The sequence below is a fragment of the Streptomyces sp. H27-D2 genome (assembly GCF_035828615.1).
In the GTDB taxonomy this organism is placed as follows: Bacteria; Actinomycetota; Actinomycetes; order Streptomycetales; family Streptomycetaceae; genus Streptomyces.
In genome coordinates this window covers 1-993 of sequence record NZ_JAYMZR010000220.1, presented here as the reverse complement: position 1 = coordinate 993, position 993 = coordinate 1, and the positions used below count along the sequence as shown (strand labels likewise).

The 993-nt window shown below is 69.2% G+C and carries 2 protein-coding genes; both read left to right on the top strand.

The window, feature by feature from the left end:
- The first annotated feature begins 9 nt into the window (after positions 1-9).
- The gene (locus tag QMK28_RS33985; RefSeq protein WP_326443557.1) at positions 10-423 is read left to right on the top strand and encodes a helix-turn-helix domain-containing protein; all 414 of its coding nucleotides are present in this window, start codon (positions 10-12) and stop codon (positions 421-423) included.
- Between the two features lie 84 nt (positions 424-507).
- A partial coding sequence (locus QMK28_RS33980; RefSeq protein WP_326443556.1) for an integrase core domain-containing protein occupies positions 508-993 on the top strand: 486 nt, incomplete at its 3' end.

Below are 993 nucleotides of genomic sequence, written 5' to 3'. Positions count from 1 at the left end.
TCGAGGGACGTGGAGCTGTTGGCGCTGCGGCACGAGAATCAGGTGCTGTTGCGGCAGCTCGGTAAACGTCCGCGGTTGACCTGGCCCGAGCGGGCTGTCCTGGCCGCACTCGCCCAGCACCTGTCAACGCAGCTGCGCCGCCACCGTTTGGTGACCCCAGGCACCCTCTTGGCCTGGCACCGGCGTCTCGTCCGGTGGAAGTGGCGGCAGAAGCCGGCGCGGACGGGTCGGCCTCCGATATCCGACGACCTGGCCGCGTTGATCCTGCGCCTGGCCCGGGAGAACCCGGCCTGGGGGTCCACGCGCGTCCAGGACGAGCTGCGCCGCCTGGGGTATCGGGTCGGTGCCTCCACGGTCCGCCGGATCCTGCGAGCAGCAGGTCTCGGACCCGTTCCACGGCGAGGCAGAGGTGATCCGACGTGACGTCAGTTCCTGTGCGGCCAGGCGGAGGGACTGCTGTCCTGCGACTTCTTCCACGTCGACACGGTCTGGCTGAAGCGCCTGTACGTGTTCTTCGTCCTGGAGGTCGGTTCTCGGCGCGTGCACGTCCTGGGCGCCACCGCCCATCCGAGCGGGGCGTGGGCCACGCGACTCGCCCGGAACCTGGTCGCCGGCTTCGGCGAGCGCGCCCCCGGTTTCCGTTTCCTGCTGCGTGACCGCGACAGCAAGTACACCGACGCGTTCGATGCCGTCTTCGCCGCGGAAGACATCCAGATCCTCAAGAGTGCGCCGCAGGCTCCGAAGATGAACGCCCACGCGGAACGGTTTGTCCGCACCGTGCGGGCCGAGTGCACCGACCGCCTACTTGTCCACGACGAACGGCACCTGCGCCGTGTCCTGGAGGAGTACGCCGACCACTACAACACTGGGCGTCCGCACCGAGCCCGGGAGCTTCGGGCACCCCTGGACGACCCCGACGTGATCCCGTTCCCCGCCCGGCGGATCCAGCGCCACGACATCCTCGGCGGACTGATCCACAAGTACCACGACACC